This window comes from Alphaproteobacteria bacterium (genome assembly GCA_016699305.1).
Classification (GTDB): domain Bacteria; phylum Pseudomonadota; class Alphaproteobacteria.
Window position 1 is genome coordinate 1876381 of record CP064970.1, and the last position, 17385, is coordinate 1893765.

12 protein-coding genes are annotated in these 17385 nt (G+C 57.9%); 6 read left to right on the forward strand and 6 right to left on the reverse strand.

From position 1 onward, the window contains the following. Positions 1-118 precede the first annotated feature (118 nt). The 4 genes from IPI58_08965 to polA are packed head-to-tail and all read left to right on the forward strand — an operon-like array spanning position 119 to position 6501. Entirely contained in the window at positions 119-760 is a 642-nt protein-coding gene (locus tag IPI58_08965; protein ID QQR68942.1) for a DUF2497 domain-containing protein, read from the forward strand. A 45-nt stretch (positions 761-805) separates the two neighbouring features. Next, entirely contained in the window at positions 806-3490 is a 2685-nt protein-coding gene (locus tag IPI58_08970; protein QQR68943.1) for a valine--tRNA ligase, read from the forward strand. Between the two features lie 42 nt (positions 3491-3532). Further along, positions 3533-3757, forward strand: coding sequence for a zinc-finger domain-containing protein (locus IPI58_08975; GenBank protein QQR68944.1), 225 nt, complete (start codon positions 3533-3535; stop codon positions 3755-3757). After that, positions 3754-6501 (forward strand): DNA polymerase I, encoded by a 2748-nt coding sequence (gene polA / locus IPI58_08980; protein ID QQR68945.1) that lies wholly within the window; start codon positions 3754-3756, stop codon positions 6499-6501. The genes IPI58_08975 and polA overlap by 4 nt, the downstream gene beginning before the upstream one ends. 80 nt (positions 6502-6581) lie before the next feature. On the opposite strand, the gene IPI58_08985 is transcribed toward polA, so the two are convergent. Genes IPI58_08985 through IPI58_09000 form a run of 4 tightly spaced genes read right to left on the reverse strand, consistent with a single transcriptional unit; the run spans position 6582 to position 11846 of the window. Beyond that, entirely contained in the window at positions 6582-7514 is a 933-nt protein-coding gene (locus IPI58_08985; protein ID QQR68946.1) for a hypothetical protein, read from the reverse strand. 6 nt (positions 7515-7520) lie between these two features. After that, positions 7521-9644, reverse strand: a complete 2124-nt coding sequence (gene mdoH / locus IPI58_08990) for a glucans biosynthesis glucosyltransferase MdoH (protein QQR68947.1) — start codon at positions 9642-9644, stop codon at positions 7521-7523. 46 nt (positions 9645-9690) lie between these two features. Further along, the gene (locus IPI58_08995) at positions 9691-10191 is read right to left on the reverse strand and encodes a hypothetical protein (GenBank protein ID QQR68948.1); all 501 of its coding nucleotides are present in this window, start codon (positions 10189-10191) and stop codon (positions 9691-9693) included. Then, positions 10179-11846 (reverse strand): glucan biosynthesis protein, encoded by a 1668-nt coding sequence (locus tag IPI58_09000; protein ID QQR68949.1) that lies wholly within the window; start codon positions 11844-11846, stop codon positions 10179-10181. Before IPI58_09000 ends, IPI58_08995 begins: the two co-directional genes overlap by 13 nt. 236 nt (positions 11847-12082) lie before the next feature. Here IPI58_09000 and IPI58_09005 point away from each other — a divergent pair, with 236 nt between their 5' ends. After that, on the forward strand, positions 12083-12871 hold the full coding sequence (locus tag IPI58_09005; protein QQR68950.1) for an enoyl-CoA hydratase: 789 nt from the start codon (positions 12083-12085) through the stop codon (positions 12869-12871). Positions 12872-12936: 65 nt separating this feature from the next. Here IPI58_09005 and IPI58_09010 read toward each other — a convergent pair whose 3' ends face one another. Continuing rightward, complete coding sequence (locus tag IPI58_09010) at positions 12937-14397, reverse strand: hypothetical protein (GenBank protein ID QQR68951.1); 1461 nt, start codon at positions 14395-14397, stop codon at positions 12937-12939. Positions 14398-14529: 132 nt separating this feature from the next. Further along, entirely contained in the window at positions 14530-15282 is a 753-nt protein-coding gene (locus IPI58_09015; protein ID QQR68952.1) for a hypothetical protein, read from the reverse strand. Positions 15283-15939: 657 nt separating this feature from the next. On the opposite strand from IPI58_09015, the gene serS reads away from it, so the two are divergent. Next, on the forward strand, positions 15940-17178 hold the full coding sequence (serS, locus tag IPI58_09020; protein QQR68953.1) for a serine--tRNA ligase: 1239 nt from the start codon (positions 15940-15942) through the stop codon (positions 17176-17178). The last annotated feature ends 207 nt before the right edge of the window (positions 17179-17385 follow it).

Consider the following 17385-nt stretch of genomic DNA (forward strand, 5'->3'; position numbering starts at 1 on the left):
CCTTATATTTATCGCACTTAAGCGGTAACGCAACAATGAACCCTCAATCCCGGCTTTGCAAACGGATTCTTCACTTGTAATCTGTTCGAGTCCAACCAAGAAAGGGCATGTCCGAATCATGGCGATACCGCAGTCCGCTCAACAAGAACCATCTATGGAAGAAATTCTGGCTTCCATCCGCCGGATTATTTCGGACGAAAAGGCTCCGGAAGAGCAGCCCTTGAAAAAGGCTGAGCCTAAAGTCGTTGTGGAGGAGAGCCCCAAGCCGGTCGAGGCCGAGCCGGTCGTTCAGCCGCCTGCGCCACCATCACCGCCGCCGCCGCCAAGTTTTTCATCCCCTCCGCCTTTGCGGCAAGAAACCGAACCGGAAGATGTGGAATTAGAAATGGCCGATGTGGATGCGCCTTTGACGCTTAACACCGTGGTGGATGATTCCCCTATCATGCAACCGTCTGTCATGCCGTCTCCTATCGGCACGAATGATTCATCGCTGATGTCCGAATCCGCCGCGCGCGCCGCCGCTGGGTCTTTAGAGGAACTGGCCAATCAGTTAAAGCAAAACTTCACGCCGCCGCCATCTATGCCGTCATTCCCCGTTTCCGCGATCGGCGATGGCAGTCGGACCTTGGAAGGCCTGGTGGTCGAGATCATGCGTCCCATGCTGCGCGCTTGGATCGACGAAAACCTGCCGCGTCTTGTTACCAGCTTGGTTCAAAAGGAAATTGAAAAAGTCGTCCGCCGAGTAAAACTGGACAATTAATATCAAGCTCCAGAACTTCACAGATATACTAGGACGATCCAAGCCATGACGATTGACAAGCTCTATCACCCGACAGAAACCGAATCCCGCCTTTATCATATGTGGGAAGAGTCCGGCGCGTTGGGGGCCAATCCCGATGCGGGGCGTAAGCCCTATACCATCATGATGCCCCCGCCCAATGTGACGGGGTCTTTGCATGTCGGCCATGCCTTGGTGATGTCGATCCAGGACATTCTGATCCGATGGCAGCGCATGAAAGGCCGCGATACGTTGTGGCTGCCCGGCACGGATCACGCCGGCATCGCGACTCAAATGATGGTCGAACGCAAATTGGCGCGCGAAGGCCGTGAGCGGCGCGAAATAGGCCGCGAGGCGTTCTTAAAAGAAGTCTGGACCTGGAAGGAAGAGTCCGGCGGCACCATCACGCGCCAGCTGCGACGACTGGGCGCGTCGCCCGACTGGTCGCGCGAACGCTTTACCATGGATGAAGGCCTGTGCAAGGCCGTCAACACCGCCTTTGCGCGTCTGTATCGGGATGGATTGATCGACCGGGCCGAGCGTCTGGTGAACTGGGATCCCAAATTGCTGACCGCCGTGTCCGATCTTGAAGTGGACATGAAAGAGACGCAAGGCCATCTGTGGCATTTGCGTTATCCCGTGGCGGGGATGCCGGGACGCTTTATCGTCGTGGCGACCACGCGCCCTGAAACCATGCTGGGCGACACCGCCGTGGCGGTGCATCCGCAAGATGAACGCTACAAAGATCTGATCGGCAAACAGGTGCGCCTGCCGCTGACGGATCGTTTGATCCCGATCGTGGGCGATGAACATGCCGATCCCACCGTGGGCAGCGGGGCTGTCAAGATCACGCCTGCCCATGACTTTAACGATTTTGCCGTGGGCAAGCGGCATAACCTGCCCCTTATCACCATCCTGGATCAGCGCGCGCATCTGTTGAACGACAAACATGTGCCCGAGGCTTATCGGGGCCTGGATCGCTTTGTGGCGCGTGAGCGCATCGTGGCCGATCTTCAGGCCCTGGAGCTTGTGGAAAAGATCGAACCCCACACCCATGCGGTGCCGCATGGCGAGCGTTCGGGCGTGGTGATCGAGCCGCGATTGACGACGCAATGGTACTGCTATGTCGATCGCCCCGGCGGCGCGGACGGCAAGTCCATGGCGCAGCGTGGGATCGAGGCGGTCGAACAGGGCCGCATCCGCATCGTGCCCGAGAATCTGACCAACACATATTTCCATTGGCTGAGAAATATTCAGCCTTGGTGCATCAGTCGGCAATTGTGGTGGGGACATCGCATCCCCGCTTGGTACGGCCCCGATGGCGCGATCTTCGTGGCCGAGGACGAGGACGACGCCCAGACCCAGGCGCAAAAGCATTATGGTGCCGGCAAACCCGTCACGCTGCGCCAGGACGAGGACGTTTTAGACACTTGGTTCTCAGCGGGCCTATGGCCCTTCTCCACCTTGGGCTGGCCCGAGTCTACGCCTGACATGAAAACCTATTACCCGACAGACGTGTTGGTGACGGGCAACGACATCATCTTTTTCTGGGTCGCCCGCATGATCATGATGGGCCTGCATTTGACGGGGGAGGTACCGTTCCACACCGTCTTCATGCACGGTTTGGTGCGCGACGGTCACGGGCACAAAATGTCCAAGACCAGGGGCAATGTGGTGGATCCGTTGGAGCTGATCGACGCCTATGGGGCGGACGCTTTGCGGTTCTGCCTGGCCTCGCAATGCACGCCCGGACGCGATCCGCGCGTGTCGGGGCCGCAGGTCGAGACCATGCGTAACTTTGCCACCAAGCTGTGGAACGCGGCGCGTTATTGCCGCATGCATGAATGCCGACCGGTTGCGTCCTTCCTTCCGGAACAGGTCAGCGAAACCACCAATCGCTGGATCATCGGCGAGGTCGCCTTGCTGGCTCAGCGCGTGGACGACAGCCTGGAGGCCTTTCGCTTCGACGATGCGGCGACGGCTTTGTACCAGTTCATTTGGGGCACGTTTTGCGACTGGTATCTGGAATTCACCAAACCGCGCCTGACGGGCGAGAACGAAGCAGCCCGCGCCGAATGTCGCGCCACCGTCGCCTTCGTGCTGGACAAGGTGCTGCATCTGCTGCATCCCTTCATGCCTTTCTTGACCGAGGAAATCTGGGCCAACCTGACCGACGGCAAGGGTGGCGCGTTGATCACCGCGCCTTGGGTCAAACTGCCGGTCGATCTGGCCGATGACATGGTCAGCCGCGACATGGACTGGGTGATCCGCCTTATCAGCGCGATCCGCACGGTGCGCTCGGAACTTAACGTCCCGCCCAAGGCCCATATCTCGCTGTTGGTCAAGGACGCCGGAGCGGACAGCAACCGCCGCCTGATGCTGCACCAGGAAAATATCCGCCGCATGGCGCGTATCTCGGTAATCCGTTCGGTTCTGGAGGCCCCGCAAGGTACCGTGACCATGCCGCTGGACGAGGCCACCTTGATCCTGCCTTTGGCCGATGTGATCGACCTCGAGCAAGAACGCCAGCGCCTGACCAAGGAAATCCGCCATCTCAGCGACGAGCTGGAGCGCATCGCCGCCAAGCTGGCCAATCCGCAATTCGTCGAACGTGCGCCCGAAGAGATCGTGAACGAACAGCGCGCGCGTCAGGCCGAGACCGTGGCAGCCCTGGAGCGTTTGCAATCGGCGCATCAGCGTTTATCGGGTTAAAGGCATGTTCACGCACGCCGCGCGTTGAGGTAAGGTCACGCCATGAAAGAAACCAACGCCGCGCCGCGCCCGTCTTTGCAGACTCACTTCGTATGGTCCACGACCATAGCCTGCGAAGGCGACCCCAAGAGTTCAGGTGCCGGGCATCCGCGCGTCTATTTGAACCTGTCGAATAAGGGCGAGATCGACTGCCCCTATTGCGGGCGGCACTATGTTTTATCGACCGAATCGCAGGCAAAGCTTTCCCTTCAGGGTCATCAGTCATGAACGACATGCCTACTTTATGGCTGTTGGACGCCTCGGGGTTCATCTATCGCGCGTTCCATGCCTTGCCGCCTTTGACCCGTCCCGATGGCACGCAAGTGGGCGCGGTGTTTGGTTTTTGCTCGATGCTGCTGAAACTGGCGACCGAGCAGAACGGTCCGCGCAGCCTGCTGGTCGTTTATGACGCCGGACGGCGCAGCTTTCGCCACGATCTCTATCCCGAATACAAAGCCAATCGCACCGAAACCCCGCCCGAACTGGTCACACAATTTCCCCTGTTGCGCGATGCGGTATCCTCGCTTGGCTTGCCCGCCGTGGAAGCCGAAGGCTGGGAGGCCGATGACCTTATCGCCAGTTATGCCTGCGCCGCCGCCGCGCGCGGACAACATGTCATCATCGTTTCCTCCGATAAAGATCTGATGCAGCTTGTCGGCCCGCATGTGGGCATGTTCGATCCCATGAAGATGCGCAACATACGCGAAGAGGAAGTCCGCGAAAAATTCGGCGTATCGCCCGGTCAAGTTGTGGATGTACAGGCCCTGGCCGGCGACTCCTCCGATAACGTGCCCGGCGTGCCCGGCATCGGCGTCAAGACCGCCGCCGAGCTCATAAATCTGTATGGCGATTTGGATTCTCTTTTGGCTCGCGCGCCCGAGATCAAACAGCCCAAACGGCGCGAGTTGCTGCAAACCCACGCGCAAGCGGCACGGCTTTCACGCCAGTTGGTTACCTTAAGCGCCGATGCGCCGCGCCCTTTGGCGCTGGAGTCTTTGACTATCACGCGCCCCGATATGGCGTCCTGGGTTCCTTTTCTGGAGGCCCAGGGCTTTCACAGCCTGGTCCGGCGTCTGTCGGGTGCGACGGCGGCCAAACCGGCACCGGCTTCTCCGCGTCAGGCCAGTCTGGATATGGGGGATACTCCTGCCCCTGCTTTAAGCCAGACGCGCACTGAATATGAGCTGGTGCAAACAATCGCGCGTTTGGAACATTGGGTAGCTCTGGCCCAAGATGCGGGATATGTGGCCGTGGATACCGAGACGACTTCCCTCACGCCCAGCACCACGCGACTGGTTGGCATCTCCTTGGCCGTCGCGCCGGGGCAGGCTTGCTATATCCCCGTCAGTCACGCGGTGGACGAGGCGCAATTGCCTCTGGCCGATATCGTGCAAACATTACGGCCCCTGCTGGCCGATCCGGCCGTTCTTAAAATCGCCCATAACGTCAAATTCGACGCCCAGGTCTTGGCCCAACACGGCCTGACCATCACGCCGCATGACGACACATTGCTGCTATCCTTTGTGCTGGATGCGGGAAAGCACGGGCATGGGTTGGACGAGCTGGTCCAACTGCATCTGCATCACAAGATGCTCTCGTTTGACGAGGTCACCGGAACCGGGAAGGCGAAGATCACCTTTGACCGTGTCCCCCTGGATCAGGCCTGCGCCTATGCCGCCGAAGACGCCGATTACGCGCTACGCCTATGGCAAACATTGCGCCCCCGCCTTTTGGCCGAGAGCATGGAGACCGTCTATGAGCGGCTTGAGCGTCCCCTGGCACCGATCATCGCCGCGATGGAGACGGCGGGCATCTTGGTGGATCGGCAGGTACTGCGCGATCTAGGCCGCGACTTTACCGCCCGTATGGCGGTGTTGGAGCAAGACATTCATAAACTGGCGGGACACCCTTTCAATATCGGTTCGCCCCGCCAATTGGGCGAGGTGTTGTTTGGGGAAATGGGCTTGCCCGGCGGACAGAAAGGCAAATCGGGGGCCTATACCACCGACGCCGATGTGCTGGAGGCCATGGCCGCCCAAGGCGTCGATATCGCCGCCCGCATGTTGGATTGGCGCGCGTTGGCCAAGCTGACCTCGACCTATACGCAAAGCCTGGAAGAGCAGATAGACGCCAAGACGGGCCGCGTCCATACGTCATTCGCCATGACCGGTGCCATGACGGGCCGTCTGTCGTCGAGCGATCCGAATTTGCAGAACATTCCCATCCGCAGCACGGATGGCCTGGCCATTCGTCGCGCCTTTATCGCCGCCCCGGGAAACGTCCTGCTTTCGGCGGATTACTCGCAAATCGAATTGCGCTTGGCTGCCGAGATGGCCGATGTGAAGGCGCTGGTCGAAGCCTTTCAGACAGGCCAAGACATTCATCGCCTGACAGCCAGCCAGGTCTTTGGCATACCCCTTGAAGCCGTGACCGGCACGCAGCGGCGCAACGCCAAAGCCATCAATTTCGGCATCATTTATGGCATCAGCGCCTTTGGCTTGGCGCGGCAACTGGGATGCAGCCACGAACAGGCTCGCCAGTTTCTACGCGCCTATTTCGAACGCTATCCCGAATTGCAGGCATGGATGGAGTCGTGCAAGGCCTTCGCCCGTCAGCACGGCTATTCGCGCACATTGTTCGGGCGTAAATGCCATATGCGCGATATCAACGACCGCCTGCCCGCCCGCCGCGCCTATGCCGAACGCCAAGCCATCAACGCCCCTGTCCAAGGCAGCAACGCCGATATCATCAAACGCGCCATGATCCGCCTGCCCCAGGCTCTGACACAGGCGCAACTGTCCGCAAGTCTTCTGCTGCAGGTGCATGACGAACTGGTCTTTGAAGTCCCCGAGACCGAGGTCGAGGCTACCGCACAAATCGTCCGTCAGATCATGGAGGGTGCTGCGAGCTTGCGTGTGCCGCTGATTGTCGAAACCAAATGGGGACTCAATTGGGCTCAGGCCCATGGGTGAATGATCCGTTCCGCAAGAAATTAACCTGGTTCTCATGATGCGATAACTCCGCAAAGGTCGAATCAGAAACTCACCTGAGCTTAATAACCCAAACCCGCCATACTGAAAAAAGCAGGGATGATCGCTAGCGCCAGTAAGGTGCTCAGCAACACGGCCAGCGCCATACGTTCGGGATGGATATTGACCTGCGCGGCATAGACTGCCGAATTGGCCGCCACGGGCACCAAGGCCGAGATCATCAGCAGGACATGAATGGGTCCGCCGAAAAGATGCAACACATGGGCATCCAGCAGCACCAAACCGCCCATCAGCAGCGGCCATAGGATAAACTTGCTTGTCATCAGTAGAGCCAGCAGAGGCATATCCCAATCGCGCGTCCGGACATAGGCAAAGCTGATTCCCACCATCATCATCCCCAGCACCACATAAGCGCCGCGAAAATTCTGCCAGACTTCGACAAAGCTATCCGGCAAAGCCAGGCCCGAGATCGAATAAGCCATCCCGGCCGCCATGGCGTATAGCACGGGCAAACGCCGCACCCGGCGCAGGCTTTCTCGTACCGAAAACGCCCCGCGCGCCAGCAGGTAATAGCCCAAGCTGGCCTCGTAAAGCATCATGCCCAGATTGAGGATCAAATAAACGCCCAGCCATTCTCCGCCCAATACCGCCAACACGACAGGCACGCCGAAATAGCCGGTATTGCCCGTGCCGCCCGCGAAACTGACCAATCCGCGTATGCGTGGGGTAAAGTTCATCACCCGCGCCAAACGCAAGGTGACAAAGGCCATCAGCATGCTGACCCCCGCCAAGATCAAGGGCAGTGCCAGATATTCCATCTGAAATTTAAGTCGGGCAACCGCGCCGAACACGAAGACCGGCGCGATCAGATAGATCATCACATCGGCCAGCGCCACGCGATCCGTCTTCAGGAACCGTCCCCCCAACCAACCCAGTGCCACCAATCCGTAAAGCGGCAGCAGCTTGATAAGCAGTGAGGCAAAGACGCCGCTCATCGCGCTTTATGTATTCTCGACCGGAACAGCCGCATAGCGATGCAAAGTTTCGGCGTCCCACAGCAAGGCCATGGCCTCGGGCGCGGTTAAAGGCGGGGGGGCATAGCCACGGGCGGATAGTTCAAGCTTGGCGCGCGCGCCCGCCAAAGCAGGCAAATCGGGCGGATCGTCGGGGCTGGGCTGCGTGGGCAGCAAAGCGATATGCAAAGCGCGGAGTTGTGGATCGTCCAACAGCGCATCCACGCCGCGCGCCAGGCGCACGGGCCTATCCAGCGCATTGGCATGCGTATCGAAACTACGTTCCAGAGCGCGGGCGGCGGCGAATTCGGGCGGCGGGGTCGTCTCTTCGGGCGTTACGAATAAACCGGCGCGGCGCGCCCTCTCGCCCAATTCCGCGCGGGATGACAACACGGAAAGCGGGATGGATAGCATCAGGCCTAACGCCACGATGGATATCCAAGGCAGCAATTCGAAGGCCAGAGTAGCCGTGATGATCATCAGCACCACACCAAAGATGGTATGCCCTGCATGACGCTGCACGGCCTCGGCCCATATCGTCTCGGCCCCGCCGCGCCGTTGCTTGCCCCAGCCGGAGTCGCGTCCGGCCAGAATGTCGAAAAAGAACCCGCTGTGAAACAGCATCAAGATCGGTGCCAGCAGGATGGTATAAAGATGCTCCAGCACCGCACCCGCCGTGAGCTTCCAAGCATCCCCCCAACCGGTGCGCCGCGACCCCGCCTGCAAGGCTAAGATCAAACCCAGCAGCTTGGGCGCAGTCAGCATGAACACGCCGCCCACCAGCAAACGCCGCGCCAGGTCGCCGTCAAAGACCGGCCATTGCGGAAACAATGTGGGATAAGGCGGGAAATAGGCGGGCGGCGACAATGTCGCCCACGCCATCGAAGCCAGACCCGTCAGAATAAAGGCCAGACACAAGGGCGAAGCCAGATAGGCCATGATGCCCATGATCATATGGAAGCGACTGAGCGGATGCAGTCCGGTGGCCGGAATCAAGCGCAGATGCTGCAAATTCCCTTGCAGCCAACGCCGATCGCGCAAGACCGAGTCGATCAGGGTCGGGGGCGATTCCTCGTAACTGCCGCCCAGATCCGCGACCAGCCAGATTCGCCATCCGGCGCGGCGCATCAACGCGGCCTCGACAAAGTCATGGCTGAGGATATGTCCGCCAAAAGGCGGCTTGCCCGACAAGATGGGCAGATTGCAATGCTTCATAAAGGCATGGGTTCGCAAAATGGCGTTATGGCCCCAGTAATTGCCATCGCCCAATTGCCAGAAATTCAGACCCGCCGCCAGCATCTGGCCATAAAGCCGCGCCGCGAATTGTTGAAGCCGGGAATACAGGCTGACTCCGCCCAACATCGCGGGAAGTCCTTGGATAATCCCTGCTCCGGGATTGGCCTGCATCATGCGCACGAATTTTACCATCGTCTCGCCGCCAATTAGGCTGTCGGCGTCTAAGACGATCATATACTCATAGCTCTTGCCCCAGCGTCGGCAGAAATCGGCGATGTTGCCGCTTTTGCGCGCCTCGTTGCGGCGACGCTTGCGATAAAAGATGCGCCCTTGCGCATTCAAACGGCGCACCAGATCGGACCAGCCCTGTTCTTCTTCAATCCACACGCCCGGATCGGTCGTATCGCTGAGGATGAAGAAATCGAACGGTGCCAACCATCCGGCCTTTTCCAGCGACTGATACATCGCGGCCAGATTGGCGAAGACGCGCGCCGGTTGCTCGTTATAGATCGGCAAAAGCACCGCCGCGCGCGCGGCACCGATATCCTGAGGTAATTGCCCCGGACACAGCGGCTCGGACGGATAGACCAGTCCCGGAGTCATTCCGCCGCGCCAGCAGCGCAAGAAACCCGCCAGCGCCGTCCAAAAGAACAAAGACACCCACACGAAGTTCAAGGCGAACAGAATGACCTGGGCGATATCAAATCCGGACAGGCCGTTTTGAGCCAGCAAACGTGCCCATAGCACCGTGCAGATCAAGGTGGATAAAGCGGCCAGCGAAAAGACCACCGCGCGCCGCAAGACGACAAGAGGACCACCCTCCGGGGCCACAGCCGAGGCAGGCGGAATCGCCAAACCAGGATCCGATGCGCTCATTACTTAGACAAAGCTCCTTATGGCAAAGAGTCGTAACCACCTCGTCCTAGCGCAGATTGACTGAGGCCGGGTGACGTAGATCATCCACGATACGCCGCACGCGCGCGGCCACGCCTTCGACCACAGCTTGCGTGCTCGGCACATCCAGATTCGGGGCCGGCAAAACTGTCGGCGTCTCGCGCGGCAAAGCGGTGACCGTGCGGCGGGCCTCCATCACGGCCTTTTGAAAGGCTTGCCAGGTCGCCTCGTCCACATCGCCCGTTTCGGCCAAAAACGCATCGGGCCAACGCGCCGTAGCGCCGCTAATCTCGCACAAAGCCGCCAGATGCGCCGCCGCCTTGCCCGGTGTTGCCGCGCGAAGGTCCAGCCGCACCGCAGCCCAAGCCGCGACCAGCGAATCATAGGCGCCTTCGATGTCCTGATCGTCCGGACCCGGCCTCGCCGCCGTTAAACGCGCAGACATATGATCCACAGCGATTTCGGGCAAGCCATAGCGCCGCAAATAGCGGGGAAGATCGTCCGTCATTGGCTTCTTTATCGGCTCCATTGATAACTCCATGTCTCACTGATGGGCTGATTGCCCATTTGTAACGTCGCACGCAATTCCGTCACTTCGCGCCCGGGCGGCGTGAAGAAAAAGAACGCGCGCCATCCGCCCTGCGGCGACAAACCCGGATTGCGTTGGACTACCACGGGCGAGACTTGCCCTCCGCTTGACCAGACCGAGAGGCTAGGCGTCTCCCCTGCACTCAGGTTATCCAAGGCCCCACCGGCGAAATCAAGAATAAAGCGCATATTGCGGGGCGAATCGCCCTTTCCGATGCGCGTGGCCTCGACCCGTGCCAAATTGGGCGGCGCGGGCACATCGTTTCCCCAATACAAGCGATAGGCCAGGTTATACTCCGCCTTTGCCGAGATGGGCTTTTCCGGGACCCAATAGGCGACGATGTTGTCATGAATCTCGCTATCGGTCGGTATCTCCACCAACTGCACAGATCCCTTGCCCCATGCGCCTTGCGGCTCGACCCACAAACTGGGCCGCTTATCGTAATGGGCCTCCAGGTCCTGATAGTTGTTAAAATCGCGATCGCGCTGCATCAGGCCAAAGCCGCGCGGATTCTCATCTTGGAACGAACTGACGCGCAGCTCGGGCGGATTATTCAGAGGTCGCCACAGCCATTCACCCGCGCCGGTCGCCAGCTCCAGCCCATCCGAGTCATGGACTTCGGGCCTGAAATCATCAACGCCCACGCGCTGGTTCTCGCCGAATTGATACATGCTGGTCAAAGGCGCAATGCCCAGACGTTCGATCGGCTTGCGTGTGTATAGTCGCGCCAGCACATCCATCACCGTGGTCTCGCCCGGCGTGACCTCAAAACGATACGCCCCAGCCACGCTGGCGCTGTCCAGAAGAGCGTAAACGGTAAAGCGGCGATCCCCCGGCTCGGGCCGTTGCACCCAGAATTCACGAAAAACGGGGAATTCCTCGCCCTTGGCCAAGGCGGTATCGATGGCCAGCCCCCGCGCCGATTTGCCGTAATGCTGTCCGCGTCCCAAAGAGCGGAAATAACTGGCGCCCAGGAATACCAGCACCTCGTCCAAACGATCAGGACGCAGGAAACGCCCATGCACCCGCAAACCGGCATAGCCCAGATCCTCAGGCGCGGCGGAGGGCGGACTGAGTCTGCCGTAGTCGAACAATTCGGACAAATAAGGCACCGGACGCGCCAAGCCGCCCACCACCTCATGGACTATGATTTTTTGACGATACAGGCCGCCGCGATGGAAGAACTGCATCTGATAGGGCAAGTCTTCCTCATGCCATAAGGATTTTTCTGGGCGATAGCGCAAGTCGCGGTAGCCGTCATAATCCAAATTGGCCAGCCATTCCGGCAGGGCCTCGGACGGAGGGGCAAAGGGCTTGCGCGCCAAAAGCTTGGCTTTATCGATCAGTTGATCGTAGGAAAACGGCACGCCGCCTTCGGTCTTGCGCCGGGGGACGGAGGCGACCGTCGCGGCGGCGGCGGCACCCTTGCGCGGGCGGGCTTGATCGCCTTCCGCTGGAGGGGCGGCTTTGATCGCCGGAGTCTTAGGCGCGGGGGCAGAGACGGGAGGCGGCGTCTGGGCCATGGCCAGCGAAGCCAGCCCCATCCATGCCACCAGCGCACCCACACCGATCCTTATGCGTTTTTGCATCGCCATCACGCCCCATCTCCTTGAATTTCTGACAGAGTTGATCCCAGAAGGGGCCTATCCGACATAGTATGTTGAACCTGCCAGATAGGTTACGAAACCCGTGTGTCATTCCTCGGACGATCCGATGGCTTTTTCATGGCACAGACCGATAAAACCATGCACAATTCCAAGTGGCAAGGAAACCGATTCGCGTTTCCGTTATTGTCGTTGCGACACCCACTTTCGAAAAGGAACCCCAAGCGATGAGCTATGAAACCTTGAATGTGGAAACACTGGGCGAGGGCATGGCACGGGTGTGCCGCATCACCTTGAACCGCCCGGCGGCCTTGAACGCCCTGTCCGACCAATTGATGACGGAATTGGGCCAGGCGGTGGACGCCGCCGAAGCCGACGACACCGTTGGCGCGATTATCCTGACAGGCAGCGAAAAGGCCTTTGCCGCCGGCGCGGATATCAAGGAAATGGCTGGCTTGTCGTTTCAAGAGGCCTATTCAGGCAATTTCATCACCCGCAATTGGGAGCGCGTGTCGCGTTGCCGCAAGCCAGTGATCGCCGCCATATCGGGCTTTGCCTTGGGCGGCGGGTGCGAATTGGCGATGATGACGGATATCATCCTGGCCGCCGACACCGCCAAATTCAGTCAGCCGGAAATCAATCTGGGCATCATCCCCGGCTGCGGCGGCACCCAGCGCCTCACGCGCGCCGTGGGCAAAGCCAAGGCGATGGACATGATCCTAACCGGCCGCATGATCGACGCCACCGAGGCCGCCGCCATCGGCCTGGTCAGCCGCGTGATCCCCGCCGCCGACTTACAAGCCGAGGCGCTCAAGGTCGCCCAAAAGATCGCTGCCTTCTCGCGCCCCAGCGTGATGATGGCCAAAGAGGCCGTGAACCGCGCCTTTGAAACCACCTTGGCCGAAGGCGTCACCTTTGAGCGCCGCTTGTTCCACGCCACCTTCGCCACCGCCGACCAGAAAGAAGGCATGGCCGCCTTTTCTGAAAAGCGTCCGGCAAAGTTCACGAATAAGTAAAAATCAATCTCTAAGAACCCAGCCCCGGACGAACATCAAAGCGCCCGGGGCTGGTTTTTTTGTATTTATGGCTGGGCCGTTGCGTCGAATTTTTGCATAAACCGACCATATGTCAGAATCGGTGGACGTTTGGGCGCAGATTGCGCTTGTGCCGATAGCCGCAAACTGAGTACCCGCCGGGTATGTTGCATCCAGTTACACGCCGTGGACTGCACGATGGACAGACCCGGAATGTCAGCACATGCATCTGTATTACTTTCGTTGCGCAAGACATGTGCGGCAATCCCGCCTACGAGGTCGCCATAGGAGGCATCATTCATCATGTGCCACAGAAGACGGACCGCCTGGCTCGGGCGATCAACGATGTAGCGTTCCGCTATTTCTTGAAACGTGGTCGCGAGAAACATCTTCTTTCTCGAAGAGCTCAGCGCGCCATACACATATTCGAAAGCTGACTTCGGATCGATCTTGTAATATTCCAATGTGAGGTTTTGGAAGAGTTTCTTTGCTGAATCTCCCGCCGCAGAATTTTCGTCTGCCCACGCCAAGACGCCCCGGACGCCCTCAAGAGCCGTGGTCATAGGGGCCGCCGGATCTGCCGCAGCGTGTTCATTCCTATCTTTCGTTATCTTTCCTGTCTGCCGACTGTGTTCCGCAACGAACTGTTCGGCTTGTGAAGAGGCATCGCGCGAATCCGTTTGACTGGGTCGAATCTTCGCCAACTGCGGGGCCAGTGTCAGGATAGAGCTGATTGCTAAATTTTCCGCCGCAGTACCAGGATCGGCACATTTTCCAATCAACGTGACAACCTCGTAGGCAGCATGGGGATCGGTATCAAAAAACTGGCCAACATAGTCTTGGAACCGCGTCATGATATCCGCCTGCATCTTTTCACCAGGCCGAGCCCTGTCATACGCCACCGCCAATCCATGCAGGGCGCTAGCAGGTCTCACCAGAAAGATGCCTTCAGAATATTCGTAGAGTTTTTCGACCACCAATTCTTCATATTCAGGGTCATTTTCCACATAACCCACCGCCTTCGCCAAACGATAAAAGGTCTTGATCGGATCAAAGCCAAATACGCGATTTGCATGGCCCGCCATCCCCTCTACGGCGCGCAGCCGCATTCGAGATGGCGTTTTCTGACCGCCCGAGACTTCTAGCAGTTTAGCAAAGGCCTGTTTGGGCCTGGCGTTCATATAATCTGCGGTCAAGGCGGAAAAGCAAGATTCCAACTGGGATGATACATCCCCATCGTCGACACAAGCAGCCCGAACCAAGGCATCAACGGCGGGTTCGAAATATCCGTTATCCTGCATCTGGTTGATCACCAGCATCAATGGCCTAATGGCCTTAAGATTACCTTTCTTGATCTTCCGGCCCAATAGATCGGCCGCCGATGTCAGTGCCGTTTCATCTCCGCTTTCCATGGCCTCCGCTACTTTGGGCAAGATCGGCAACAGTGCCACCTCATGAACCGTGGCCATCATGGCGTTGAGAGAAAAAATTTCGGTGATCCCGCGCATATTCCTGGACTCCTTGCGATCATTTGTTGAGCCAACCATACGGAGTTGGAATAGAATATCCGTCATGGCAAGGCAATTGTTTCAATTGCCACTTTTCGAGTGGCTGGAATTACAGAAGATTGAGGAAACCACCTACATGCTATTTTTAGGAAGAGCGATGGCCGCCCCAGAGTATTGCGGTCGTTTTGCAGAGCCATTCTGGTGTATAGCATTCATGATCAATGAAAGCCGCGCTGTCTCGCGAACGCCATGCGCCACACTCATATTGTCATGCACTTTGTGCAAAGTTTGCGCAATCTGTTGTGCGCGGTCGGGGTGATGAGAACCCGCATAAGGCAAAGAGTCACATGCTGTCCGACGAACATCGTCATGCACATCATGTAGCGCGGCAGAACAGATCATGTCGATGCTATCACCAGCCAGGTCGTCAGACATATAACGAGCGGCGACACCCAACATTTGTATGGCGCGGACACGGAGCATCGGCGATTCTTCGGCCAGGGCTTCTTGAGCAATCTCTTGGACCGTTTGCATATGTTGTGGACATTTTTTAATCGCCACAAACAGCAAGAGCGACGCGAAGAAGCCTTTTTGTGCATTCGAGCGATCCGAACACGCATCTTCGCCCTGATCCGTTAAATCCCAGATACAAAAGGATCTGGCGATATCTTCCATATCCGAACGATGCATGCGCTCGCCCGGATTGTCATACATGATGTGCAAATGTTCCGCATAGCAATCTTCTTCTGATGTGAAATATTCTCTATCTAGCCGCTCTCTGGCAGCCAGGGATGTCTCATACAAACGCGACACTGATTCCGCCGCCTGACGAGCAGAGCGAACAAATGACGAGGGCTGGGATTTTGCGAGCATCTCTTTCTCCATTATTGAAGGATTGATTTATATCGATAAAGAAAGAATGTAAAGCCCCCTTATATTCCATCAAAAAGGCGCTTGATCAAACCATGCCGTTGATGGCCCGGGGGGAAGTCGTCCATAGTCACGAAAAGCTGGAAGCCGCATTTCAGGTAAAATCCCTGCGCCTCCTCGCTCACTACCTCATCCCGGAAAACTACGCCTTACGACAAAATCAGTTCTTATCTATCTTTAGTTAAGTGTCTTCTTTTTTTTACGGTTGATTACCGTATTTTTGTATAAGAGCACTTCTCAAAACCGGGATTTTAGAAGGCGCGGGTGGAAGATAAGGCCAGTCGCGGAGTCCGATCACATCAAGAACGTCAATCGTGAGATGTTATAGGCGATATTGTCCATACCGAATTCTTGAGGGATGCAATGAAACCTGCTACATTCAGGGCTATGCCCTATTTACAAACTTGTATGTTCGTCAACACGGTGCGTCCTCTATGTGTCCGTAAGGGGTGCATGGGTGTGCGTTTATCGTCGTCGTCGCGTGGCGGGGTTTTGGCTCCGTGCGGCGTGGCGAAGGGTGCGCGTTAAAGACTTCCTCTCCTTCAATACGAAACGGCACGCAGCGAACCCCGTTCCGCTGGCTCCGTTCCCTATGACTCTAGGAGAGATGACATGATTGACATCAACATTCTGCGTGACGATCCGGCCCGTGTGCGTGGCCTGTGCGAAAAACGTGGCTTGCCTGTAAATGTGGACGAGCTGCTTGCTTGCGATGCTCAGTGGCGCGCTTTGCAAACACAAATCCAGCACGTGCGCCACGCCCAGAAAAAAGCAAGCGCTGCAGGCGATATAGAACAGGCCATCATCTTGAAACGGCAAGCAGATGCACTGCAACAGCAGTTTCAAGACGTCGATCAACAGCGCCGTCACGCTTTGGACGGGTTGCCCAATCTGTTGGCGCCGGATACGCCAGGTGGCGTGAGCGATGCGCAAAATGTCGAGATTCAACGCTGGGGAACACCTCGGAATGTCGATTTTGTGCCCCAGACCCATGATGCGTTGGGGATAGCGCTGGGTATCCTAGACATCAAACGCGCCACAAGGATATGCGGTAGAGGGTTTTACTATTGGATCGGTGACGGCGCGCGCTTGATGGCGGCTGTCTATCGGTTGGCCGAAGATTTCCTGATGGAACGCGGCTTCACGCCGATGCGAACGCCGTTGCTGACGCAGGATATCTCTTTCTATGGAACGGGCTATCTTCCTTTTTCCCAGGATGATCTATTTCGTCTGAAGGAGCACGATCTGGCGCTGATCGGCACATCCGAACAAACCATGGTGGCCTATCATCACGACGAGGTGCTGGAAGAAAGGGTTCTGCCTTTATGTTACACGGCCTACAGCCCGTGTTTCCGGTCCGAAGCAGGCGGCGCGGGGCGCATGACGCGCGGCGCTTTTCGGATGCATCAATTCCATAAGCAAGAGCAGATCGTCTTTTGCGCTCCCGAGGATTCCGAGCGTTGGCATGGCATATGCCAGCAAAACGCCCAGGATTTTGTCGAGCTGTTGGATATTCCCTATCGCACGGTGCGGGTATGTGCGGGTGATATGGGCGCGCCTGGCTATAAGAAATATGACATCGAGGCTTGGTTCCCAGGCTTTGACGCCTACCGGGAGACCCATTCCAACACAAATCTGCTGGATTTCCAGACGCGCCGCCTGAATATCCAAGCCGTGATAGGCAAGCGGCGGGTATTCCCCCACACCATCTCTGCCACCCTGGCCACCGACCGCTTAATCCTGGCTTTGATGGAAAATAACCAGGATAAACAAGGTCATATCCGGATTCCTCAGGCCTTGCGCGCATATATGGGGGGACACATGGAAATAAGCCAACGGGGTGTCCCCTAGGGGACGTTGATCGGTCATGAAGCGGGGCAGAAGCGTGTGCAAGCCTTGACGCGGGCTATTCGTTTCCCCTAATCTGCCTTTGTTCATGAACCATGTTTTGGCATGACGGCACGGCCCCTGGAGGGACGTGTTCCCGCCGGTCCGCGAGTGTCGCGCACCGGCGCGCTGGCGTTTGGGGCATGACAACGAAGGATGAAGGCAGGAAAG